This window comes from Acidobacteriota bacterium, assembly GCA_026707545.1.
Taxonomy (GTDB): Bacteria; Acidobacteriota; Thermoanaerobaculia; order Multivoradales; family Multivoraceae; genus Multivorans.
Genome location: JAPOWR010000001.1, coordinates 2,269,762 through 2,293,292, shown reverse-complemented (window position 1 = coordinate 2,293,292; position 23,531 = coordinate 2,269,762). Strand labels below are relative to the sequence as shown.

At 68.4% G+C, this 23,531-nt stretch carries 21 protein-coding genes; 12 read left to right on the top strand and 9 right to left on the bottom strand.

Annotation, left to right across the window (positions count from 1 at the left end):
• Nucleotides 1-32 precede the first annotated feature (32 nt).
• The 7 genes from OXG83_09075 to OXG83_09045 all read left to right on the top strand — a co-directional run bounded on the left by OXG83_09075 (nt 33) and on the right by OXG83_09045 (nt 5,676).
• Nucleotides 33-1,058, top strand: a complete 1,026-nt coding sequence (locus OXG83_09075) for an MBL fold metallo-hydrolase (protein ID MCY3965179.1) — start codon at nt 33-35, stop codon at nt 1,056-1,058.
• Between the two features lie 29 nt (nt 1,059-1,087).
• On the top strand, nt 1,088-1,318 hold the full coding sequence (locus OXG83_09070; GenBank protein ID MCY3965178.1) for a hypothetical protein: 231 nt from the start codon (nt 1,088-1,090) through the stop codon (nt 1,316-1,318).
• 40 nt (nt 1,319-1,358) lie between these two features.
• Nucleotides 1,359-2,870, top strand: coding sequence for a sodium:solute symporter family protein (locus OXG83_09065; protein MCY3965177.1), 1,512 nt, complete (start codon nt 1,359-1,361; stop codon nt 2,868-2,870).
• A 49-nt stretch (nt 2,871-2,919) separates the two neighbouring features.
• Nucleotides 2,920-3,999: an ATP-dependent 6-phosphofructokinase gene (locus OXG83_09060; protein MCY3965176.1), complete on the top strand. Its 1,080-nt coding sequence runs from the start codon at nt 2,920-2,922 to the stop codon at nt 3,997-3,999.
• A gap of 33 nt (nt 4,000-4,032) precedes the next feature.
• Entirely contained in the window at nt 4,033-4,434 is a 402-nt protein-coding gene (locus tag OXG83_09055; protein MCY3965175.1) for a DUF2384 domain-containing protein, read from the top strand.
• A gap of 7 nt (nt 4,435-4,441) precedes the next feature.
• Nucleotides 4,442-4,873, top strand: a complete 432-nt coding sequence (locus tag OXG83_09050) for an RES family NAD+ phosphorylase (protein ID MCY3965174.1) — start codon at nt 4,442-4,444, stop codon at nt 4,871-4,873.
• A gap of 122 nt (nt 4,874-4,995) precedes the next feature.
• Nucleotides 4,996-5,676, top strand: coding sequence for a Uma2 family endonuclease (locus OXG83_09045; GenBank protein MCY3965173.1), 681 nt, complete (start codon nt 4,996-4,998; stop codon nt 5,674-5,676).
• Between the two features lie 77 nt (nt 5,677-5,753).
• Here the strand turns inward: OXG83_09045 and OXG83_09040 are convergent, their stop codons facing one another.
• The 4 genes from OXG83_09040 to OXG83_09025 all read right to left on the bottom strand — a co-directional run bounded on the left by OXG83_09040 (nt 5,754) and on the right by OXG83_09025 (nt 9,989).
• Nucleotides 5,754-7,166, bottom strand: a complete 1,413-nt coding sequence (locus tag OXG83_09040; GenBank protein ID MCY3965172.1) for an NAD(P)(+) transhydrogenase (Re/Si-specific) subunit beta — start codon at nt 7,164-7,166, stop codon at nt 5,754-5,756.
• Between the two features lie 2 nt (nt 7,167-7,168).
• Nucleotides 7,169-7,477 carry an NAD(P) transhydrogenase subunit alpha gene (locus OXG83_09035; GenBank protein ID MCY3965171.1) on the bottom strand — a complete coding sequence of 103 codons (309 nt, stop codon included), beginning with the start codon at nt 7,475-7,477 and terminating at the stop codon, nt 7,169-7,171.
• Nucleotides 7,478-7,520: 43 nt separating this feature from the next.
• Nucleotides 7,521-8,648 carry a Re/Si-specific NAD(P)(+) transhydrogenase subunit alpha gene (locus tag OXG83_09030; GenBank protein MCY3965170.1) on the bottom strand — a complete coding sequence of 376 codons (1,128 nt, stop codon included), beginning with the start codon at nt 8,646-8,648 and terminating at the stop codon, nt 7,521-7,523.
• A gap of 72 nt (nt 8,649-8,720) precedes the next feature.
• Nucleotides 8,721-9,989, bottom strand: a complete 1,269-nt coding sequence (locus OXG83_09025; GenBank protein ID MCY3965169.1) for a permease — start codon at nt 9,987-9,989, stop codon at nt 8,721-8,723.
• Nucleotides 9,990-10,115: 126 nt separating this feature from the next.
• Between OXG83_09025 and OXG83_09020 the strand changes: the two genes are divergently transcribed.
• Together OXG83_09020 and feoB are read left to right on the top strand one after the other, a co-directional pair.
• Nucleotides 10,116-11,162 carry a metal-dependent transcriptional regulator gene (locus OXG83_09020; GenBank protein MCY3965168.1) on the top strand — a complete coding sequence of 349 codons (1,047 nt, stop codon included), beginning with the start codon at nt 10,116-10,118 and terminating at the stop codon, nt 11,160-11,162.
• Nucleotides 11,159-13,450 carry a ferrous iron transport protein B gene (gene feoB / locus OXG83_09015; protein ID MCY3965167.1) on the top strand — a complete coding sequence of 764 codons (2,292 nt, stop codon included), beginning with the start codon at nt 11,159-11,161 and terminating at the stop codon, nt 13,448-13,450. The genes OXG83_09020 and feoB overlap by 4 nt, the downstream gene beginning before the upstream one ends.
• A gap of 12 nt (nt 13,451-13,462) precedes the next feature.
• Here the strand turns inward: feoB and OXG83_09010 are convergent, their stop codons facing one another.
• Complete coding sequence (locus OXG83_09010) at nt 13,463-13,705, bottom strand: type B 50S ribosomal protein L31 (GenBank protein ID MCY3965166.1); 243 nt, start codon at nt 13,703-13,705, stop codon at nt 13,463-13,465.
• Nucleotides 13,706-13,790: 85 nt separating this feature from the next.
• Nucleotides 13,791-16,382: a leucine--tRNA ligase gene (gene leuS / locus OXG83_09005; protein ID MCY3965165.1), complete on the bottom strand. Its 2,592-nt coding sequence runs from the start codon at nt 16,380-16,382 to the stop codon at nt 13,791-13,793.
• A gap of 113 nt (nt 16,383-16,495) precedes the next feature.
• Here leuS and OXG83_09000 point away from each other — a divergent pair, with 113 nt between their 5' ends.
• On the top strand, nt 16,496-17,632 hold the full coding sequence (locus OXG83_09000; protein ID MCY3965164.1) for a M20 family metallopeptidase: 1,137 nt from the start codon (nt 16,496-16,498) through the stop codon (nt 17,630-17,632).
• A 22-nt stretch (nt 17,633-17,654) separates the two neighbouring features.
• Here the strand turns inward: OXG83_09000 and OXG83_08995 are convergent, their stop codons facing one another.
• Nucleotides 17,655-18,527: an alpha/beta hydrolase gene (locus OXG83_08995; protein ID MCY3965163.1), complete on the bottom strand. Its 873-nt coding sequence runs from the start codon at nt 18,525-18,527 to the stop codon at nt 17,655-17,657.
• A gap of 88 nt (nt 18,528-18,615) precedes the next feature.
• Here OXG83_08995 and OXG83_08990 point away from each other — a divergent pair, with 88 nt between their 5' ends.
• Nucleotides 18,616-19,389: a phytanoyl-CoA dioxygenase family protein gene (locus OXG83_08990; GenBank protein ID MCY3965162.1), complete on the top strand. Its 774-nt coding sequence runs from the start codon at nt 18,616-18,618 to the stop codon at nt 19,387-19,389.
• Nucleotides 19,386-19,853 carry a phasin family protein gene (locus tag OXG83_08985; GenBank protein MCY3965161.1) on the top strand — a complete coding sequence of 156 codons (468 nt, stop codon included), beginning with the start codon at nt 19,386-19,388 and terminating at the stop codon, nt 19,851-19,853. Before OXG83_08990 ends, OXG83_08985 begins: the two co-directional genes overlap by 4 nt.
• Nucleotides 19,854-19,927: 74 nt before the next feature.
• Here OXG83_08985 and OXG83_08980 read toward each other — a convergent pair whose 3' ends face one another.
• Together OXG83_08980 and OXG83_08975 are read right to left on the bottom strand one after the other, a co-directional pair.
• On the bottom strand, nt 19,928-22,672 hold the full coding sequence (locus OXG83_08980) for an alpha/beta fold hydrolase (GenBank protein ID MCY3965160.1): 2,745 nt from the start codon (nt 22,670-22,672) through the stop codon (nt 19,928-19,930).
• Entirely contained in the window at nt 22,669-23,511 is an 843-nt protein-coding gene (locus OXG83_08975; protein ID MCY3965159.1) for a lysophospholipid acyltransferase family protein, read from the bottom strand. Before OXG83_08975 ends, OXG83_08980 begins: the two co-directional genes overlap by 4 nt.
• Nucleotides 23,512-23,531 lie beyond the last annotated feature (20 nt).

Below are 23,531 nucleotides of genomic sequence, written 5' to 3'. Positions count from 1 at the left end.
GCGGGTATTGTAGACAGCAAGAGGGAGGATCCATGAGACACGCTCTTCGACTGACGATTCGTGCCGCGCTGGCCGTGGTCACGCTGTCCGCGGCGGGTTCGCTGTGGGCCCAGGACTGGACCGCGACGACCGACACCCACCGGTTCATGGAGGTTCGGAACGGTATCTGGCTGACGCAGACGACGGCGCGGGTGTTCAACAGCAACGCGCTCGTGGTCGTCAACGACGAGGACGTCGTCGTCGTGGATTCCCACGTGACGCCGGCCAAGGCGCGGGACCTGATCGCCTCGATTCCGGCGATCACCGACAAGCCGGTGACCGCCGTCATCAACTCCCACTTCCACTGGGACCACGCCCACGGCAACCAGGAGTTCGCTGACGTGCCGATCATCGGCCACGAGTACACGCGGATGAAGATGGCGACCGCGCCGCTGGAGGAGCCGACCTACGTCCAGGGCATCACGGGCAATGACGGGAGGCTGGCGCAACTCGCGGAGCAGATCGAGGCGGCCGAGGACGAGGAAGAGCGCGCGGGACTCGAGGCCTATCGCTCGATGTTCGCCGCCCATGCCGCGGACTTCGACGAGATCGATCCGCTGCCGCCCGATGTGACGATGAACGAGAAGATGACCCTGTTCCGGGGCGACCGGGAGATCCAGATCGTCTTCGTGGGCCGTGCCCACACCGGCGGCGATGTCGTCGTCTACTTCCCGCAGGACAAACTCGTCTTCACCGGCGACATCCTGTTCGGCGGCCCGTCCTTCATGGGCGACGGCTACGTCGACGAGTGGGCCGAGACGTTGGAGAACCTGAAGGCGCTGGACTTCGACCTCGTCGTTCCGGGGCACGGCCTGCCGCTCGACGACCTGAGCGCGATCGACAAGTCGCAGGAGTACTACCGCGTCCTTTGGGAGCGGACGGCCGAGAAGCACGCGGCCGGCGTGCCGGCCGAGGAGGTATCCGGAACGCTGGACCTTTCCGCCACGGCGTTTCCGCAGCGGCAGCCCTCCGAGGTGGAGGTGCGGCGGATGTATCACCGCATGGAGAACCCGGACTAGGCTCCCTGCGCGGCAGAAACGCCGCCGCGATGAACGAACCACGACGCCCCTCCCGCTTCCTGCCGCGCACCCGCGACGGCTGGATCGCCACGATCGCCTTCGGGGCGGTCTTCCTGCTGGCGATGCCGCCGGTCACCCACACGCTGCTGAACCGGGTCGAGCCGAGCGTTCTCGGCGTGCCGTTCCTGTACCTGGCCCTGTTCGGCGTCTACGTGGCCCTGATCGCTGTGCTGATCTGGGCCTACCGCCGCGGCGTATGACGCGGCCTCACTCGGCTACCAAGCCGTTCAGGCAGCGCTGATGGAGACCTGGGTCGTCGCGACGAGCCTGATCAGCGTCTACCTGCTGATCACCCTGGGCGTCGCCGTCGTCGCCAACCGTCACATGACGGTCGACATGGAGGACTTCCTCCTGTGCGGACGGCGCACCGGCTTCATCGTCCTCTACCTGACCGTCGTCGCCACCTATCACTCGGCGTTCGCCTTTCTCGGCTCCGGCGGCTTCTTCTTCACCCACGGCATCGGATTCTGGTCCGCCGGCGCGTGGACCCTGCTGGTCGGGGCCGCCACCTACGTCATCGGGACGCGCATCTGGGCGCTGGGCAAGGCGTTCGGCTACATCACGCCCGCCGATCTGCTGGCCGACTTCTACGAGTCGGAGGCGGTGCGCGTGGCGGTCGCCGTCGTGTCCGTCCTGTTCACGATCCTCTACATCCAGGTCCAGGCGCTCGCCCTCGGCTACATCATGGACGTGGCGACCGACGGCCGCGTGCCGTTCGAGTTGGGCGTGCTCATCATGCTGACGGTCGCCGTCGTCCACCTGATGGTCGGCGGCCTGCGCGCGGTCTACTGGACCGACGTGTTCCAGGGCGCGTGGATGTACGTGGCGATCTGGGCCGGGGCGCTCGTGCTCTCCTTCGAGCTCTTCGGCGGCCCGGTCGAGCTCTGGCAGCGGGTGACGAGCGAGCGGCCGGACATGCTGACCCTGCCCGGTCCCGAGGGTTTCTTCACGCCCGGCATGTGGGTCGGGATGGTCCTCACACTGTCGTTCGGGATCATCTTCCAGCCCCACATGATGATCCGCTACTACACGGCGGTGGACGGCAAGACCCTCAAGCTGCTCGGTGCCACGACGCCGATCTACCTGATGACGCTGTACATCCCGGCCGCGCTGGTCGGCCTCGGCGGGGCGCTCGTCATGCCGGAACTCGAGCAGGCGGACCGGGTCTTCCCGGAGCTTCTCTTCCAGCACGCGCCGGCGTGGCTCACCGGGATCATCCTCGCCGGCGCGGCGGCTGCCGCGATGTCCACTCTGGACTCCATTCTGCACGCGAACATGACCGTCCTGACCCGCGACGTCTACCAGCGCTACATCGCGCGCGGGCGGAGTCAGGCCCACTACGTCTTCGTCGGGCGCGCGATCGTCTTCGCACTCCTCGCCGTGGCCTTCGCGCTCTCGATCACGGAGAGTGACCTGCTGGTGGCGATCGTCACGCTGTCCGGGGCCGGAGCCCTGCAGCTCATGCCGGCGATCGTCGGCGTCTGCTTTCCCGGCCGGCGCTCGCTGAGCCGGGCCGGAGTCCTCGCCGGCCTCGGCGCCGGACTTCTGACCCTGGCCCTGACGCTGCCGCTGAACCTGGGGTTCGCGCTGCCCTGGGGCGCCCATCCGCTGGGCATGCACGGCGGGCTCTGGGGACTGCTCGCGAACACTCTCCTTGCCGTAGGCGTTTCCGCCATCACTCCCGGCCCCTCCCGCGAAACGGTGGCCCGGGTTCACGGTGAGGTCGAGCGCTTCGTCTACGGCGAGGGATAGCTCGGCCAGTAGACGGTAGCCGCCTCGCTGTGCGATTCTCCGCAGTTCGATGAAGCGGATCGGCATCAGCACCGGCGGCGGCGACGCGCCCGGCCTCAACGCGGTGATCCGGGCGGTCACGCTGGCCTCGATCCGGCGCGGCTGGGAGGTCGTGGGCCTGATGCGCGGCTACGGCGCCTTCTTCGATCCGAGCCAGATCCGGATCCTCGATCGCCCCGCCGTGCGCGGCACGACGCATCTCGGCGGCACGATCCTGGGCACGCGCAGCGGCGCCTACCCCTTCGAACGGCGGGTCGAGCAGGACGACGGCTCGGTCGTCGTGGAGGATGTGACCGAAGAGGCCGTGGAGGGATTCCATCGTCTCGGACTCGACGCGCTGGTCGCGGTGGGTGGCGACGGTTCCATGCGCCTCGCGCTCAAGCTCCACAAGCACGGCATACCCGTCGTTGGCGTGCCGAAGACGATCGACAATGATCTCGCCGGCACGAACGTCACCTTCGGCTTCCACACCGCGGTCGACGTCGCGACGGCCGCGATCGAACGGCTGCACTCGACCGCCGAGGCCCACGACCGCATCTTCGTCGTCGAGTTGATGGGCCGCTACGCTGGCTGGATCGCCCTCTTCGCGGGAGTCGCGGCGACGGCCCAGGTCATTCTCATTCCGGAGATCCCGTACGACATCGAGGAAGTCTGCGATCACCTGATGGCGCGCGAGAGGCGGGGGCGGCACTGGGCGGTGGTCGTCGCGGCCGAGGGCGCGCGGCCCGTCGGCGGTGACTTCACCTGGTCGAAGCGGATCGGTGGCCGGACCGAAAGCCTCGGCGGCGTCGCCGAGCGGGTGGCGACGGAGATCCACGAGCGAACCGGCAAGGAGACGCGAACCGTCACCCTCGGCCACCTCCAGCGCGGCGGTCAGCCGATCCCGTACGATCGCCTGATCGCGCTGCGCTTCGGCGCCGCCGCCGTGCGTCAGATCGAGGAGGGAGAGTTCGGCGTCATGGTCTCGCTCGATCCGCCGACCGTGCGTGCCGTGCCGCTTGAACTTGCCGTGAGCCGCATGAAGAGCGTCCCGCTCGAAGCCGACGTCGTTGCCACGGCCCGCGACCTCGGCATCTGCCTCGGTGAGTAAGGGGCATCCATTTGGTACGATAGTCTGTACCAAATGGAGACAAGAGCGGCACAAGCAGAGCCACTGAGCGTTCCGGATCTCAAGCAGATCCGGGGCGGCGCTTCCGCGCACATCCTTGCCGACCTGAAGCGGCTGCTATCGATCTCCGATCTGGAGCTCGTGGCAATCGTCGGGATTCCTCGCCAGACGATGCTCCGCCGGCTCAAGCAGGGGCGTCTCACCCGCCACGAAAGCGACCGGGCGGCGCGGCTGGCCCGGGTGTACAACGCTGCGCTCGAGTTCTTCGACTACAACCACGAGAGCGCCGTCCACTGGCTGAAGCACAGCAATCCCGCACTGGGCGGCGAAACGCCTCTTGAGCATTCCGACACCGAAGTGGGCGCGGAGGAGGTTCTGACCCTCCTCCACCGTCTCGCGCACGGCATTCCCCTGTGAGCCTCGCGTGAAGGTCTGGCGGCTTGCCCGGACGCAGTGGGCGCCGGACGTGGCCACGATCCTTAGCGGCGAAGGTGCTCTGCGCCGTGGCGGCAGGTGGAGTCCGCCTGGAGTGCGGGCCGTCTACTGCAGCGAAACCTCGTCGTTGGCAGTGCTCGAGATTCTGGTCGGCCTGCCCTTCGGTGTGGACCATCCCGCCTACCGGATCGTGGATCTGACGCTACCGGACGACTCGATCGCCCATCTCGAGGTCGAACGGGCGGATCCGGACAGCCAGAGCCTGGGGGCGTCCGCCCTGAGCCGCCACCTGGCGATCGCCGTACCGAGCGTCGTCAACCCGCTTGAGAAGAACGTCGTCATCAACCCGCTGCATCCGCAATACGACCGTGTGAAGCCTGGTGTGCTTCGCCGGTTCCGTCTCGACCCGCGGCTCGGGTAGGACCGAGGGCTACGCGCTCGGAATCTCCTCCCGAATCCGTCTATGTCTGAGGAGGTGTTACCGTGAGTCGCGGTCGTCGAGATTCCCACACCCTCGCTACGCGACTCGAAAGGTCCACCCCGATGGTTCAAACGAAGAGCCAGATCGCCCTCGCTGCAGTTGAGTACCCGTGCTCGGACGGCATCCCCATGGCTGAGACCGAACGTCACGCCATGGCCACGATGGATGCGCGTCAGGCGCTTGGGTGGCACTTCCGGGATCGCCCGGACGTGTACGTCGGCGTGGACATGCTGCTCTACTACGTCGAGGGCGACCCGAAACGAACCGTAGCGCCCGACGTCTTCGTCGTTCTGGGCTCGCCGAAGCTACCGCCGAGGGACAACTGGCTGGTGTGGGCGGAGGGCGGTAGAACGCCCGACTTCGTGCTGGAGATCACGTCGAAGGCAACCCAGGCGGTTGACGAGGGCCGCAAACGCCGGCTGTACCGTGAACTCGGCGTCGGCGAGTACTGGCAGTACGACCCGACGGGTGACTACCTGGACCCGGCGCTCAAGGGTTCGCGGCTGATCGACGGCCGGTATCGGCCGATCAAGGCCGTCACCGAGTTGGACGGCCGCCTCCGCTACCGTAGCGACCTGGGCCTCGAACTTCGGCTCGAACGCGACGAGCTTCGGTTCTTCGACGCCGACAGCGACGCGTATCTGCCGACCTGCGAGGAGGCATTCGAGCGCTCCGCTCAGTTGGAGGAGGCCCGGCGGGAGATCGCGGGTCTCAAAGCGGAACTGGCGGCGAGCAAGCGATAAGGGGCCACGTCTCCGTAGGGATCACGGTAGTGCTGGTTTCCGGGTGGCGTGGGTGTCCCTGAACCAGGAGGACAGGGTTACGACAACGCCTCAACTACCTTCGTCAGCGTGTCCTTCGCGTCCCCGAACGTCAGCACGGTGTTGGGCGCGAAGAACAGTTCGTTCTCGATGCCGGCGAAGCCCGGCCTCATGGAGCGCTTCAGCACGATGCAGGAACGGGCGAGGTCGGCGTTGAGCACCGGCATGCCATAGATCGAACTCGCCGGGTTGTGCTTGGCGGCGGGGTTGACGACGTCGTTGGCGCCGACGACGAGGGCGACGTCGGTGTTCTTGAAGTCCTCGTTGATCTCCTCGAGTTCCATCAGCGAGGTGTAGGGGATCTTCGCTTCGGCGAGGAGCACGTTCATGTGGCCGGGCATGCGGCCGGCGACGGGGTGAATCGCGTAGCGGACCTGCGTGCCGTTCGCTTCGAGGATCTCGGCGAGCTCGCCGACGACGTGCTGGGCCTGGGCCACCGCCATGCCGTAGCCGGGGCAGACGATGACGGAACCGGCGCCGGAGAGGAGCATGGCGGCGTCGCCGACGGAGGCCTCCTGGACGCGTTCGCCACCAGCGGCGGCCATCGCGGCGTCTTCCTCGTCGACTTTGCCGAAGGCGCCGAACAGGACGTTGCGGAACGAACGGTTCATTGCCTTGCTCATCACGACGGAAAGGATGAAGCCCGAGGCGCCGTCGATGGCGCCGGCGATGATCAGGACGTTGTTGTCCAGCGCGAATCCGGTAGCCGAGGCGGCGAGGCCGGCGTAGGAGTTGAGCAGGGTGATGACGACCGGCATGTCGGCGCCGCCGATCGGCGCCACGAACAGGATGCCGAGTAGCAGGGGCATCGCGGCCATGGCGTAGAACAGGACCTGGTTCGACGGATCGATCGTGACCAGGACGAGGAGCACGAACGTGCCCCCGAACATCAGGATGTTGCTCTGGTTCTGCAGCGGCCAGGTGATGTTGCGGCCGGGGATGAGTCCGGAGAGCTTGCCGAAGGCCATCAGCGAGCCGGTGAAGGTCAGACCCCCGAACAGCACCTCAAAGCCGATCGCGGCCATCGTCGTGTGGTCCATGTGCCCGGCGATGACCTGCTCGCGGTAGTACTCCGAGACGCCGACGAGCGCCGCGGCGAGTCCGCCGAAGGCGTGGGAGAGGGCGATCCGCTCGGGCATCCGGGTCATCGGGATGAGCGCCGAAATCGCGATGCCGATGGCGCTGCCGATGAAGAAGGTCAGCAGGATCCACTTGTATGTCTGGAAGAAGCCGGCGATCTCGAGGTGGGCCATGATGTCCGGGTGGATCACGGTGCCCCAGATGGCGAACACCATGCCGAGTTCGGCGAGGATCAGCCCCCGGCGGGCGGTATGGGCCGCGGTCAGGCCCCGCAGCCCGAGGATGAACAGGAACGACGCGATCAGATAGAGCGTCTCGACCTGGTCGACCACGATCAGGCGTCTCCGGCCGCGTCAGCCTTCGGGTCCTGCTTCTTGAACATCCGCAGCATGCGGTCCGTGATCCAGAAGCCGCCGACGACGTTGATCGTCGCGCACAGCACGGCGATCGCGCCGAGCACGGTGCTCACGTTGTTGTAGTGAGCGCCGGCGGCGACGAGGGAGCCGACCAGGGAGATGCCGGAGATCGCGTTCGTGAACGCCATCAGCGGGGTGTGGAGCAGGGCGGGTACACCCTTGATCACGCCGTAGCCGACGAAGGCCGCGAGCATGAAGATGTACAGCCCAAGGAAGATCTCGAGCATTTCGGTTGCTCCTCCTTGCGCGGGTTCGGGCCTGCCGTTGCGGTCAGGCCAGTGCTTCGGCGACCTGTTTGTCGACGATCTCGCCGTCGTGGGTTACCACGCAACCCTTGACGATCTCGTTTTCGAAGTCGAAGCTCAACTCGCCGTCGACGAGCAGGTAGAGCACGAGCTTTTCGGTGTTGCGCGAGAACATGCGGCTGGCGTCGGCGGCGAGGTCGCTGGCCAGGTTGAGCGGGCCCAGGATCGTGACGCCGTTCACGTTGACCTCTTCGCCCGGCTGCGTCAGCTCGCAGTTGCCGCCCTGCTCGGCCGCCAGGTCGACGATCAGCGAGCCGTGCGGCATGCCCTCGACCATTTCGGCCGTGATCAGCCTGGGCGCCGGGCGACCCGGAATCAACGCCGTCGTGATGCAGGCGTCGGTCGAGCGCAGGCGCTCGGCGATCACTTCGTTGGCTCGCCGCTGGCTTTCCTCGGAGACCTCCCGGGCGTAGCCGCCCTCGGTCTCGGCGTCCTCGATCGCCGGCACCTCGACGAAGGAGGCCCCCAGGCTCTCGACCTGCTCCTTGACCACGGCGCGAACGTCGTAGGCCTCGACCACGGCGCCCAGCCGATGGGCGGTGGCGATCGCCTGTAGTCCGGCGACGCCGGCCCCGAGGACCAGGACCCGGGCCGGGTCGATGCGCCCGGCCGCGGTCATCAACAGCGGGAAGAACTGTGGCAGGCGGTAGGCCGCCAGCACGGCGGCCCGGTAGCCGGCTACGGTGCTCTGGGAACTCAGGACGTCCATCGACTGCGCGAGGGTGACGCGGGGAATCCGGTCGAGGGCGATCGCGGTGAGCCGGGCGGAACGGAGCTGTCGCACCATGGCTGCGGCGGTCAGCGGGAAGAGCAGGCCGACGACCGCCGCGCCCGCCTTCGACGCGTCGATCTCTGTTGCATCCGGCGCCTGGACGCGGACCACGAGATCGGCCGCGGCCAGAACCTCGCCGGCCGTCGCGGCGATCTCGGCGCCGGCTTCGCGGTACGCGTCGTCGCTGAAGCCGGCCCGGGCGCCGGCGCCCGCTTCAATCAGGAAGTCGACGCCCTTGGCTTGAATTCGTGCGACGCTCTCGGGGACCAGGGCGACCCGGCGCTCTCCCGGATGCGTTTCGCGTACGACTCCGGCTCTCATGTCCGCGCGCGAAGGTTATGTCCGGGAGGCGTCGCGTGCAAACCGGAGGAAAGCTCGGACGGGCCGGATGACTCAGGGAGTTCCGAAGCCCGCGTCCTGGACGGCCTCGCGCAGCGTCGCGGCGGCGGCCGCGCCCCAGACCGTGGCGGTGCCGCCGGTCAGGTCGACACGCGCTGCCTGGACCCCCGGCGCGGCCAGCAGAGCGGTTTCGACCGCATCCGCGCAGTTGCCGCAGGTCATGCCGGTCACCGCGATTTCCACCGCCCTGCCTCCCGGCTCGCCGGCCGCCACCTGCTCGGTCGACCACCGGTCCGCTCTCACGTTGCGCCGCCAGCGCCGGAACTCCTGCAGGCCGAACCAGCCGAACATCAGCACCAGCAGGATCGCTGACGTGGCGGCCCACCAGGGCACGCCGTGTACGTGTGCGGGCCCCGCCTGGAGCGCGCCGCCGCCGATCAGCGTCTCGAACAGCACGGCGAAGGCGAGGCTGCCAACGATGACCGTGGCCAGATAGACCGCGGTGACCTTGCGGCCGAAGCCGCGGTAGACCGCTCCCACGGTGGCGACGTTGGTCGCGGGGCCGGCCATCAGGAACACGAGGGCGGCGCCGAGGGGCAGCCCGTTGGCGACCAGGGCGGCCGCGATCGGCACGGAGGCCGTGGCGCAGACGTAGAGGGGCAGGGAGATGACGAGCGCCGCCGCGGCCGCGCCGAACGTTCCGAGGGCGGCCAGGTCGAGCCAGGCCTGCTGGGGTAGCAGGACCTCGATCGCGGCGGACACGAGGATGCCGACGGCGACCCAGCGCCAGATGCTCTGCAGGAGTTCGCCGCCGTGATCGATCATCTCGCGGATCTTCGGAACGACCGTCCCGCCGATTCGGTGGCCGCCGCCCGACTCGGCGCCGGCTTCCTCAGCCGGAGCTTCGTCCTCGACCGGAGCGCCGTCGTCCTTCATCGCCTCGACCCACCAGCCGCCGGCGATGCCGGTCACCGCCGCCGCCGCGACCTTGAACAGGGCAAAGGGCCAGCCGAGGAAGGTCGCACTGACCAGGATCGAGTCGACACCGGTTTGCGGCGTGCTGATCAGAAAGCCCATCGCCGAGCCGTTGCTGGCGCCGGTGCGCTTGAGGCCGATGCCGGCCGGGATCACGCCGCAGGAGCAGAGCGGCAGCGGTACGCCCAGGGCCACGGCCTTGACCGCGCCGCCGTAGCCGCTGAGCTGGCGTCGGATCAGGTTGCGGGGCAGCAGGACGTGCAGCAGCGCGGCGAGCAGGGCGCCGACCAGCAGCCAGGGTGCGAGCTCCGCGAGCACACTCCAGGTCGACTGCATGAAGGCCGTCATTGCTGAGTCACTCTATCGTCATCGTCGCGGACCGCTCCCGCGGTCGGGTTCCGAGAATTAGTGTAGACTAAACTTCTGATTCGCACCAGCGAATTTCCTCGTTGACGAGACGCCCGCCACGAGAACATGAACCCTCTTCTCGCCCTCGTTATTCTCGCGGTCGTTGCTGGTCTGGCCGTCCTCGTGGCATGGCCGGATCGGGGCTGGCTGTGGCGCTGGCGCTCCGGCTGGCGTGCCCTGCACCGGACCCGCACCGAGGACGCGCTCAAGCACCTCTTCGACTGCGAGTACCAGGGGCGTCAGGCGACCCACCAGAGCCTGGTCGGCGTCCTGCGCCTCGGGGGCCGGCGGAGCACGGAACTCCTCGCCCGCATGGAGATGCTGGGGTTGATCGTCTCGGCGGAGGGCGGATTCCGGCTGACCGCCGACGGACGCAGCGAGGCGCTACGCGTGATCCGGATTCACCGGCTGTGGGAGCGCTACCTCGCCGACGAGACCGGCCTGGAACCGGAGCGTTGGCACCCCGAGGCCGAGCGCCGGGAGCACCGGACCTCCCCCGAACAGGCGGCGGAACTCTCGGTGCGGCTTGGCCATCCGCCGTTCGACCCGCACGGGGACCCGATCCCGACGGAGGAAGGCGATCTGCCGCCGCGAGCCGGGCGCGCCCTGACGGACTTCGAGGCCGGCGATGAGGTCGAAGTCGTCCATGTCGAGGACGAGCCCGCCGCGGTCTATGCGCAGTTGGTGGCCGAGGGTGTCCATCCTGGCATGAAACTCCGCATCGCGTCCGTGGCGCCCGAGCGCATCTGCTTCGAAGCCGACCTGGACGAGGTCGTGCTGGCGCCGGTCATCGCGGCGAACATCTTCGCCGTACCGGTCGCGGACGAAGCGCGCGACGGCGCTGGCGTGTTCTCCGAGGCCACGGGATCGCTGTCGGCCCTGGCCGTCGGCGAGCAGGCTCTCGTGGTCGGCTTCTCGCGCTTCTGCCGCGGGATGGAGCGCCGCCGGCTGCTCGATCTGGGTTTGCTTCCGGGCACCCTGGTGGAAGCGAAGATGGCCAGCCCGTCGGGTGATCCGATCGCCTACCGGGTGCGTGGGGCCGTGATCGCGCTGCGGCGCTCGCAGGCGGATCAGATCCAGGTTCAGGAGTTGCCTCAGCAGGCCTCGGCATGACGCAACCGGCACTCGCACACGACTGCGCCAACTGCCCCGCGCATCACCTCGGCAACCTGGTCCGGCTGGGTGTCGACATGAGCAACTGGGACTACGTCGTGGCACTGGCCGGCAACCCGAACACCGGCAAGAGCACGGTGTTCAACGCGCTCACCGGCCTGCGCCAGCACACGGGCAATTGGCCCGGCAAGACGGTGACCCGCGCCGAGGGCGGTTTCGAGTACGGCGGCGACCGCTACAAGCTGGTCGATCTCCCGGGAACCTACTCGCTGCTCTCGTCCAGCCTCGACGAGGAGACGGCGCGGGACTTCATCCTCTTCGGACGCCCGGACGTGACCGTGATCGTCGTCGATGCGACCCGGCTGGAGCGAAACCTGAATCTGGCGCTGCAGGTGCTGGAGATCACGGACCGGGCCGTCGTCTGCCTCAATCTGATGGACGAGGCGCGTCGCAAGGGGCTAAGCATCGATCCGCGGCGTCTGGCGCGGGATCTCGGCGTGCCGGTCGTGGCGACGGCGGCTCGTTCAGGCGAGGGGCTGGACGAGCTGAACCGGGTCGTCGCGGAGGTGGCCACGGGTTCCTATCGTTGCCGTCCGCGGCGTGTGGGCGGCCGGTCGCCGGCGCTGAGCGAGGCGACCCGCCGGTTGTCCGGAGCGATTCAGGACGCGTTCCCGATCTTGCCGAATCCGCAGTGGGTTGCGCTCCGGCTACTCGACGGCGACCGCACCCTGGCCGCCGCGGTGGAGAGCGGTTCCTTGGCCGAACTGGTCGATCTGGGCGTGCGCGAGGATGGCGGCGTCCCTGCGGTCGCCGAACCAGAGGCGACCCGCGTCGCGGCCGCCGAGTTGGCGGAACCCGCCATCGCGCCCGAGCCGGGCCGCCGCGCGGCCGTGCTGGAGCTGGCCGGCCAATTGCGCTGGCGGGTGGGCCGGAACTTCCACCAGGCGTTGACCGAGGCGGTCTACGCCGAGGCCGCGCGCATCGCCGACCGCGCCGTTTCGCACGACGGGGAGCGCCGCCGTTTCGACTTCGACGCCCGGCTCGACCGCCTGGTCACCAGCCGCGTGTTCGGTTTCCCGCTCATGCTGCTCATGTTGACGGTCGTCTTCTGGCTGACGATCGCGGGCGCCAACGTGCCGTCGTCGCTGCTCGCGTCGCTCCTGATCGACACCGTGCATCCTCTGCTGAAGGATGTGGCCGCCGCCTTCGGCCTCGTCTGGTGGCTCGACGGGCTCCTGATCGACGGCGTCTATCTCGCCACTGCGTGGGTGGTCAGCGTGATGCTGCCGCCGATGGCGATCTTCTTCCCGCTGTTCACGCTGCTGGAGGACTTCGGCTACCTGCCGCGGGTGGCGTTCAACCTCGACCGCATGTTCCACCGCGTCGGCGCTCACGGCAAGCAGGCGCTGACGATGGCGATGGGCTGGGGTTGCAACGCGGCGGCCGTGGTCTCCACCCGCATCATCGATAGCCCGCGCGAGCGCCTGATCGCGATCATCACGAACAACTTCGCGCTCTGCAACGGACGCTGGCCGACCCAGATCCTGATCGCCTCGATCTTCATCGGCGGACTGGTGCCGGCGCACGTCGCGGGCGCCGTTTCAGCGCTATCGGTGGTTGCCGTCGCGGTGCTCGGCGTGATCCTGACCTTCGCGGTGTCCTGGTTCCTGTCGCGCACCGTGCTTCGCGGCGAGGCGTCGGCGTTCTCACTGGAGCTGCCGCCGTACCGACCGCCGCGGGTGCTACAGACGATCTACACCTCGATCATCGACCGCACGCTGATCGTGCTCTGGCGCGCGGTCATCTTCGCGGCTCCGGCCGGGGCGGTCATCTGGCTGCTCAGCAACATCCGGGCAGGCGACGGGTCCCTGGCCGTGTGGCTGATCGACGCCCTGGATCCGTTCGGTTTCGTGCTCGGCCTGTCCGGGATCATCCTCGTCGCCTACATCATCGCGGTGCCTGCGAACGAGATCGTGATCCCGACCATCCTGATGCTGACGGTGCTGGTGGCCGGCGTGCCGGGAGTCGGCGCCGGCGCCGGCGTGATGTTCGAGCTCGACTCGCAGACGGCGACCGCGGCCGTGCTCGAAGCGGGCGGCTTCACCCTGCTCACCGCCGTCTGCCTGATGCTCTTCTCGCTCGTGCACAACCCGTGCTCGACCACCTTGTACACGATCTGGAAGGAGACGCGCAGCGTCCGCTGGACGGCCGTCTCGGCCCTCCTGCCCGTCGCCATGGGCTTCGTGCTCTGCTTCGCCGTCGCCCAGGTGTGGAGGGCGCTGAGCTAGCGGCGCCGCGCGCTACTTCTTCCCGTAGCGGCGCTGGAACTTCTCGATCTGGCCGGCGCTGTCGACGAAGTGCTGGCGTCCCGTGTAGAAGGGGTGGGACGCGGACGAGATCTCGAGCCGGATCTCGTAGTGCTCGACGCCGTCGATCTCACGGGTCGTGTCGCTGGTCATCGTCGACTGGGAGATGAACTCGGCGTTGGCCGAGGGGTCGATGTACACGACGGGGTGCAGCTTCGGGTGGATGTCGCTCTTCATGGTGGTCTCGCTGGGTTAGGGGCTCGGAGGGCGGACGAACCGAGATAGCTCCGAGGGCGGGCGATGATAACCGAAACTCTCCGACTCACACGACGATGTTGACCAGCCGCCCCGGAACGACGATCACCTTGCGTGGCTCCTTGCCGTCCATGAAGCGCCGGGCCTTCTCGGACCCCAGGGCCAGTTCTTCCAGAGTCGCCCGATCGGCGCCGGCGTCAACCTGGAGGACGTCGCGCTTCTTGCCCATGACCTGGACGACGACGTTGATCGTCTCGTCGACGACCAGGGCCGGGTCGTAGGCGGGCCAGTCCTGGTGGCAGATCAGTCCCTCGGCGCCGAGCCGTGACCACAACTCTTCGGCGAGGTGGGGGGCGAAGGGCGACAGGACCTTCAGGAAGGTCATCAGCGTCTGACGGGGAACCGTGTCGGCGGCGGTCGCCGCGTTGACCCAGATCATCATCTGGGAAATGGCCGTGTTCATGTCGAGCGAGTCGATGTCCTCGCCCACCTTGCGCACCGTCTTGTGCAGCAGGCGGTTCAGTTCGCCGCCGGTCTCCGGTGCGGCGTCGTTTACCTTGGACGAGACGTTTCCCGCCCGTTCGTCGACGACCAGACGCCAGGTCCTGCTCAGGAAACGGTGAACTCCATCGACGTCCTTGGTCTGCCACGGCTTCTGCTGGTGGAGCGGCCCCATGAACAGCTCGTGTAGCCGCAGGGTGTCCGCGCCCCAGCGTTCGATCACGTCGTCGGGATTGGCCACGTTCAGCTTCGACTTGGACATCTTCTCGACCCGGGCCTCCAGCGGCTCGTCCGTGCCGGCGAGGAACACGCGGTCGTCCCGCCAGTCGACCGTGTCCGGGTGGTGGTACTTGCCGCCCCGGTCGCGATAGCTGTAGGCCAGGATCATCCCCTGGTTGAACAGGCGGGCAAATGGTTCCGAGGTCGAGACCAGCCCCGCGTCGTAGAGGACCTTCTGCCAGAAACGCGCGTAGAGCAGGTGGAGCACCGCGTGCTCGACGCCGCCGATGTACAGGTCGACCGGCATCCAGTAGCGCTCCAGTTCGCGTGCCCAGGGCGCCTCCGTGTTCTTCGGATCGATGTAGCGCAGGAAGTACCAGCAGGAGCCGGCCCACTGCGGCATCGTGTTCGTTTCCCGCCTCGCCTTGCGGCCATCGGGCAGGGTGACGATGAGCCAGTCGTCGCCGGCGCGGGCCAGGGGTGGCCGTCCGTCGGCGGTCGGCTTGAACTCGTCGACCGGGGGTAGTTCGACGGGCAGGTCCTCCTGCCGCACGGGCAGGATCTCGCCGGTGGGCTGGCCGTCGTCGTCGAGCACGTGGAGCACCGGGAAGGGCTCGCCCCAGTACCGCTGGCGTGAGAAGAGCCAATCGCGCAGGCGGTACTCGATCCGCCGGGTGCCGTGGCCCTCAGAGGCGAGCCACTCGATCATTCGCTCCTTCGCGTCGTCGACCGGGAGGCCGTCGAGGAAGCCGCTGTTGATCGCGGGGCCGTCATCGAGATAGGCGTCGCCCTCCCATCCGGCGGGCGGTTCGACCGTGCGCACGATCGGCAGGTCGTATTCCACGGCGAAGTCCCAGTCGCGCTGATCCTGGCCCGGGACGCCCATGATCGCGCCCGAGCCGTAGCTCATCAGGACGTAGTCGGCAACCCAGATCGGGATCGGCTGGCTGGTCGCGGGGTTCGTGGCGTAGGCGCCGGTGAACACGCCCGACTTGTCCTTCGCCAGGTCGGTGCGCTGGAGCTCGGTCTTGTTCGTCGCGTCGTCGACGTAGGCCTCGACGGCGGCGCGTTGCCCGGCGGTCGTGATCCGCTCGACGAGCGGATGCTCCGGCGCCAGCACGCAGTAGGTGGCGCCGAACAGGGTGTCGGGCCGGGTCGTAAACACAGGAAAGCTGTCGCCGTGCCTTTCGATGGGCATCCGGATCTCGGCGCCGTGGGACTTGCCGATCCAGTTGCGCTGCATCTCCTTGACGTACTCGGGCCAGTCGACTTGGTCGAGGTCCTCCAGCAGGCGTTCGGCGTAGGCAGTAATCCGGAGCATCCACTGTCGCATCGTCCGCCGTTCGACCGGGTCTCCGGTATCGACGTAGGCGCCGTCCTTGACCTCCTCGTTGGCGAGCACGGTCCCCAGCGCCGGGCACCACCAGACCGGCACGTCCTCGAGATAGGCGAGACCGCGTTTGTGGAGTTCGAGAAAGATCCACTGGGTCCAGCGGTAGTAGTCCACGGCCGACGTGTCGACCTCGCGCTCCCAGTCGTACGAGAAGCCCAGGCGTTCGATCTGGCGGCGGAAGTTGGCGATGTTGCGCTGCGTGATGACCCGGGGGTGCTGGTTCTCGCGGACCGCGGCGCGTTCGGCCGGCAGGCCGAAGGCGTCCCAGCCCATCGGGTGGAGAACGTTGTAGCCCTGCATCCTCTTCCTGCGCGCCACCACGTCGGTTGCGGTGTAACCCTCCGGGTGGCCGATGTGCAGCCCCGCCCCGGAGGGGTAGGGGAACATGTCGAGAACGTAGTACTTCGGCCGGCTCCGAAGGAGTTCCGGGTCATCCGGGGTGCGGAAGGCCTCGTGCTCGCGCCAGATCTGCTGCCACTTCGGCTCGATGACGGCGGCGTCGTACGAGTGCCTGCGGGGCCTGGACTCTGAATCCTGGGTCGTCATCTCGGGCGCTCGAACTGGAGTGGAAGGGCGCACCGGAGGGAGGCGGCGGCCCGGCAGCGGAGTGTACCGTCAGGTTCTTCGTCGACTTCAGTTCTCCGCTACCATCCAAGCTCATGGATCCGCTGCACGAACAGATGCGCACCTGGCGCCGGGACTTCCACCGCCACCCCGAACTCGCGTTCGAGGAGGTGGAAACCAGCGGCAAGGTGGCGGCGCTGCTCGAGTCCTTCGGCGGCCTCGAGGTCCATCGCGGCCTCGCCGGCACCGGGGTCGTCGGCGTGCTCAGGTCCGGCTCGTCCGATCGCAGCATCGCGCTCCGCGCGGACATGGACGCTCTGCCGATCGAGGAGGAGAACGAGTTCGAGCACCGCTCCCGGAACCCCGGCAAGATGCACGCCTGCGGCCACGACGGCCACACCGCGATGCTGCTCGGCGCCGCGAAGCACCTGAGCGAGCACCGGTCCTTCGACGGCACCGTCTATTTCTTCTTCCAGCCAGCGGAGGAGAAGGACGGCGGCGCCCGCGTGATGATCGAGGAGGGACTGTTCGAGCAGTTTCCGGCCGAGGAGGTCTACGGCGTTCACAACTACCCGGGAATGGACGTCGGCAACTTCGGCCTCTGCGCCGGGCCGTTGATGGCCGCGATCGACGTGTTCGAGTTCGCGGTGACCAGCGCCGGGGGACATGCCGCGTTTCCCCACGGCACGGTGGATCCGATCCCGATCGGGGCCGAGATCGTGCTTGCCCTGCAGACGATCGTGGCCCGCAACGTGGATCCGCTCCATAGCGCGGTGATCACGGTGGCCCGGGTCCACGGCGGGCACGCGGACAACGTGATTCCGAGCCGGGTCGTTCACGGCGGCTGCGTCCGTGCCTTCCTGCCCGAGGTGCAGAAGCTGGTCGAGCGCCGAATGCACCAGATCGGTCGCGGCATCTGTACCGCCCACGGCGCCGGCTTCGAGTTCCAGTACCGCCCCTACTACCCGGCCACCGTGAACCACGCCGAGCAGACCGAGAAGGCCGCCAACGCCGCCCGCGAGGTGGGCAGGGAAGTCACCACCAGCCTTGCTCCCGTGATGGGATCCGAAGACTTCGCCTACATGCTCCAGGAGCGCCCGGGCGCGTTCATGTTCCTCGGGAACGGCGAGAGCGCCGGCCTCCACACCCCCCGCTACGACTTCAACGACGACGTCCTTCCCGTCGGCATGCGCTACTGGACCACCCTCGTCGAGACGCAGCTCTCGGCCTGACAGCGGCTCCGAACCGGAGCCACTACGCGCAGTTGCAGAGTTCGATGAGGAAGGCTCGGACGGTGTCGAAGAACTCGGGGTTGAGCAGCGTCGTGAGGTGGTTGGCGCCTTCGATCACGTGCAGACGGTGATCCCCCATGACGCCGACCAGGGCGTCGGCTGAGGGCTTGAGGGGGTCCTCGCTGCCGATGATGTTCAGGATCGGGACCTGGTTGACGCGGAGGAGAGCGGCGCTGACGTCGAGGCCGGCCATGCCGCGGACAACCGCGGCCAGGGCCATCGGGTCGTTCGTGCCGAGCATCATGTTGCCCATGGCCTGGAGTTGCTCCGGCGTGGGCGGCTGCTCGGCGGGCCAGAGCAGTTCGACCAGAGGCCCGACGCCCTTGCCGGTCTCCAGCGATCCGGCGAGATCGTCGAAGAGGTGCTGGTCGCGCAGGTCGGCGTGAGGCCAGCCGGCGCCGGCCACGACGGCCGACATCAACCGGTCCGGCGCCAGGGCCACGAGCTTCATCGTGATGTAGCCGCCCATCGAGTAGCCGATCACGTTCACCTGCTGCAGCTTCATGTGGTTCAACAGCTCGACGACGTCGCGGGCCATCTGCTCGCCGTACATCGCCGGATCGTGGGGCTTGCCGCTTTCGCCGTGTCCTCGCTGGTCGACCGCGATGACCTGGAACTCCTCGGCCAGCCGGTCCATGATGCCGGTGGCGCGCCAGTTCGAGTCGCCCGAGGACGTGATGCCGTGCAGGAGCACGATCGGATCGCCGCGGCCCTGTACCTGGTAGTGGATCGTGGTGCCGTCGCTCGCCTCGAACGTCTTTGCGACGGCCTCGCTCTGGGCGTAGGCGCCGGTGAAGGCGAACAGTGCGACCACCGCCGCCAGAACGGTGGCCAACAACAACCTCGGTTTCTTCGTATAGCTCTTCATTGGCCCAATGTTACGCTGCCGCGCAACGTAATCGGACCACCACTCACAGGAAACCATGGACATCGAGAGAGCAGCACGCCGCGTTCGTGAAGACGGCTACACGGTCGAGCCCGGCTTTCTGAGCGAAGAGATGCTGGAGCGGCTGCGCCGCGATCTTGCCCCCGTCTTCGACGAGATCGGCAGTCGCATGACGGACGACTACGGCCAGCAGACGATCCACACGCACAACCTGCTGGCCAAGACGCGGGCCGTGGACGAACTCCTGATGGACGACCGTCTGCTGGGGCTGGTGGAGGCGGTGCTCGGCCCGGACTACCAGGTCTCGGGCGTCGCCGCGATGCGGCCGGGGCCTGGCGATCGTCCCCAGCGGATGCATCAGGACGATGGCCACTATCCGCTTGCGCGTCCGCACTTCCCCCTGATCGCCAACACGCTGATCGCGCTCGATCCATTCACGGCGGAGAACGGCGCCACGGAGATCGTTCCCGGCAGTCACCGCTCGGCCGATCCGGTCGACCCGGACGTGCCGACCGTGACGGTGGAGATGCCTGCCGGGGCCCTGTTCCTGTGGGACGGCGCCGTCTGGCACCGGGGCGGCGGGAACTCGACAGAGAACGGGTATCGACGCTCCCTCAACTTCAACTTCAACCTGGCGTGGCTCAAGCAGCGGGAGAACCAGTTCGTCGGCGTGCCGTGGGACGTCGTGGTGGAAATGCCCGAGAAGCTGCAGGCGTTGATCGGTTACAAGCTGACCAACCGCGGTCTGGGCACGGTGGACTACCGCAACCCCATCGAGACTGTGAAGCGACGGCTAAGGAGAATCAGATGACAGCAGCATCCGCGACGGAAACCAGGGATAGCGACTCGAAACCGCGGTCGGTGGTCGAGTCCGCCGTTGAAACGGCCCACAAGGTGGCGCTGGCCGGCGCCGGCGTAGCAGGCGAGGCGGCAGATGTGGGCGCCAAGGTCTTCGACCGGCTGGTCGCGCGCGGCGAGAAGGTCGAGAGCCAGGGGCGGGAGTCCCTGGGCAACTGGCGGGACAAGGCCGAGGAGAAGGTTCAGCAGGTGCGATCCGCGGCCGAGAAGGGGATCGAACAGACCCGAGCCAAGGCGCGGACGGGAATCGATGAGCACCTGGAGCGCCGGCTCGAGACCCTCGGCGTCCCCGGCAAGGCGGACCTGGAGGCCGTCGTCGAACGGCTGAGCGCGATCGAGGCGCGGCTCGACGCGCTGGAGAAGCCGAAGCCGCGGCGGCGGGCGGTGAAGAAGAAGGCGCCCGCGAAGACCGGGTAGGCGCGACCGTCAGTACGGATTCCGCCTTCGGCGGATGCCGGCGAGGGCGCCGGCGCACCCAGTCTGGAGCGCGGCTATGTCGTGCTCTTGCGGCGGGCTCGTCGCTCCACCCGCACGGCGTGGAGAATCTCGGGCACAGTGGCCGGTTCGGCGCCGGCGCGGATGCGGTCTTCGGCGAGGTCGAAGGCCAACCTCCACTGCCGCCGCAGGATCGCATGGGCGGCGAAGAAGCCGTAGCGGGGGTCGTACATGTGGGTGGCCTCTGAGGTCACGCCGTTCACTTCCAGCACACGGAGACCTTCGCCGCGGCGGAGGGCCTCGGCGCTCGGGACGCGCACGTCGAAGCGGCCGAAGTCGAAGCCGTCGTAGGCGGCGCAGATCTCGTTCATCGCCTGTTCCAGTGCCGGCGTGCGCAGGTCGTTGGCGTCCAGGAAGATCGTTCCGCGCGAGTGGGCGCCGACCTGGGTCAGTTCGACTCTCTCGGCGGCCGCGGGGACGTGCGTCGCCGCTTCGGGTTGTTCGCGCCGGTAGATGTGCGCGATGGCGACGGCGCGCGGGTCGTCGAGGATCAGCCGTTCGAGGGTCCTGGTTCCGTCGCCGGTCACGGCGGGCCGTACCTTGTGGGTGATCGAGAAGACGTGCCCGTCACGTCGGCCTGGATGGCGGGCCCAGAACACTCCGTACTCCTCGCCCGCCACGTACTCCTGCGCGAGCGCGGGCCCGGGCGTGACTTCGAAGAACGTCGCCGCTTTAGCGTCGGAGCGCGCCACGGCGACGCCGCGTCCGCGCTCGCCGGTGTCCGGCTTGAGCACGACCGGGTAGTCGAGGTTCTCGTCCTCCAGGAACCGGTGTAGAGCCGCGACGCGTTCCTCCCGGCGGCCGGGCGGCAGGCGCCTCCAGGCGGGCAGCGCCTCGCCGATGCCGGCCAGGTCGTCGAGGATGTCGCTCTTCGACTCGCCCAGCAGGCCGCCGAGCGGCATGGCGGGGTTGATCGCGGTGAACGCCGTCAGGCTGCGGCGCCGCAGGCCCTGCCAGAGGATGTAGAGCGCGAGCGGCGGATAGAACGCCCACATCGGCCAGAACTCCCAGTGGCGGATGCGCAGCAGCCGGCCGCGCCAGATGCGGCGCCCGCGCCAGGTGAAGAGCGGTACGACCACGCTGCGGACGGTGAAGATGACGAGGGCCAGAGCCAGCGCGGCGCCGAGAAGGCCCCCCGGCAGGCGGCCGCCGAAGCGTTCGACCGCCTCGCGTCCCAGGAGCGCGTTGACGCCGACGAAGGCGGGGGTCCAGATCGCCACGGCGAGCGCGAAGTAGAAGCAGAAGCGGAGCAGACTCGTGCGCAGGATGCCGGCGGCGAGGCAGGTCGGAAGCCGCGTTCCGGGCAGGAAGCGGCTTACCAGGACGACCGCCAGCGCTCGGCGCCGCAGCCAGGCGGAGGCTTCTGCGAACCTGGCTTCGCTGACCCACCACTTGAAGGGTGGCAGCCTGAGAGCCGGCCGGCCGAGGACACGCGCCAGCCAGGCGATGCCGAGGTCGCTGCTCAGGATGCCGACGTAGCAGGCGGCGACGGCGACCGGGAAGTCGAGCCGACCCTGGGCCACGAGCAGGCCTGCCGTGATGCAGGTCAGGTCCTCGCTGGCGTACGCGGCGAACACGAGGAGCAGGAAGACGATCAGCAGGGCGGGCCCGGTGAAGGGCGGTAGGTCCAGGTCGTCGAACGGCAGCGCCGCTCGCCGCAGCCGTTCCGGTTCGGCATCGGCGCGGGTCGACGCCTCGCCGGCCTCGACCCGGCTGAGGAAGTCCTCGATGCGGTCCGCCAGGTGCTCGCCGCCGCGGAACAGGAAGAAGTGGCTGTCCGGTCGCATCCAAAGCTCGCTGTGCGGCACGATCCGGTGGTGCTCCCGCGCCGCGGCGGCCGGCACCAGCGGATCCTGCGCGCCGTGGATGATGAAGACCGGCGCCTCGAGGGACTCCAGGATGCCGCGCAGCGGCCGCTGATCCGTGTCGTAGAAGTTGCGGGCGTAGGAGCGGGCGACGGCCATGTCCAGGGCGCCGAAGTGGGGAACGAGGTTTCGAACTCCCCAGAACAGGCCTAGCTGCAGACCGTGGAGCCCGTGGTTGACCCGGTAGTCGCCGAGGAGCTCGAGTTCCTGGACGCCGATCGAGGACATCAGGATGAGGGAGGCCACCCGGTCGGGCGCCTGGTCGGAGAGATGGAGCGCGACCGCACCCCCCATGCTGAAGCCGAGGGCGTGGAACCGTTCGACGTCCAGCCGATCGAGCAGCTTGAGCGTGGAGTCGGCGTGACCGCGGGAGGAGTAGTCGGCGACGCGATGGTCGGAGGCGCCGAAGCCTGGCAGGTCGGGCGTAATGGTCCGCCGGCCACGGTCCGGGATTCTGAGGTAGATCCGGACGACGCTTCGTTCCTCGTCGGTGTCGACCTGCGAGTTCGGCGCTGCAAGGTCTGCGTCTCGTTCTGCGGCGTCTTCCACCTCGTTGCTCTGGCCCGTGTTGCGAGCCTGCTCGGCCAGTGCCTTCAGTATCCAGATCGCCTGGAGTTGGCTGAAGTTGTCGGCACTTCCGGGAGAACCGTGGAGTAGCACGAGCGGCAGTCCGGCCTCGTCGCCACCCTGCGTCTCTTTCCAGGCGATCCTTAGCGTGCCTCCGCCGCTCGGCGCGGGAATGTCCATCGCGTTCCGGTGCTCGGGACGCGGAGGTTCGGGCACCGCGACGCGAACGGCGGTCGACGCGAGCAGCGCGGCGGCATAGGCGACGAGCGCGATCCGGAGCCAGGGCCGGCGCCTCCTGGGGGGCGTCATGGGAAGCGGCGGTCGCCGGTCGATGCCGCTGCTTCCTCACTCGAGACCATGGGCCTGAACACAGCCGTCATCCGGCGCCGCAGCCGGCCTGCGAGTTCCTTGCGGTCGGCGCTCCGTAGCGGCTCTGCTCCGAACTCGAGCTCGGCATCGATCCGACGAAGTTTGAGCAGCTCGGGCGCGTGAGGCGTCATCGGCATGTCGCCCCACCAGGCGACACTCAGGTAGGCGGGATCCTCGTCAGGCGGGGTCTCGTAGCGCAGGACGGCCCAGTGGACCGGGAGTTCCTGGACGGCGGCGGGCGCCAGCAGCGAGGGTTTGAGGGTCGCCACCGCGTCGCCGGGGGTCGACGTGCCCTCAGGGAAGAGGATGACCGGATCGCCCGCCTCCAGGGCCCCGGCGATCTGATCGCCGACCCGCGTGACGTCGCGCCGCCGGCCTCGGTCCACGAAGATGATGTCGACCGTCCGGCACACGGTTCCGGCCAGGGGCCAGTCCGCGACCTCGGCCTTGGCGACGAAGCGAGCGGGCGAGTGCGCGGCGAGGACCAGGATGTCGACGTAGGAGATGTGGTTCGAGACCAGCAGGCAGGGCGCGGCGGGAGACGCGCCCCGGGCCGTGACCTTGCAGCCGAGTACGGCCAGGCACGAGTGGCCCCAGTGGCGCATGATGCCTGCGCGCAGGTTGCGCCAGGCCGGGTAACGGCGGGGTGCGAGAAACGGTTTCAGGACGAACAGCGGCAACCACGCGGCCAGGGTGAGCAGGAGCAGGGCCGGGCCCCGCCAGACCAGCCGCCACAGCCGCGCGGTGCGCTTGGGGAAGTGGGGGCTGGGACCGGACACGGGGCCTGGGGCGGGCCTGG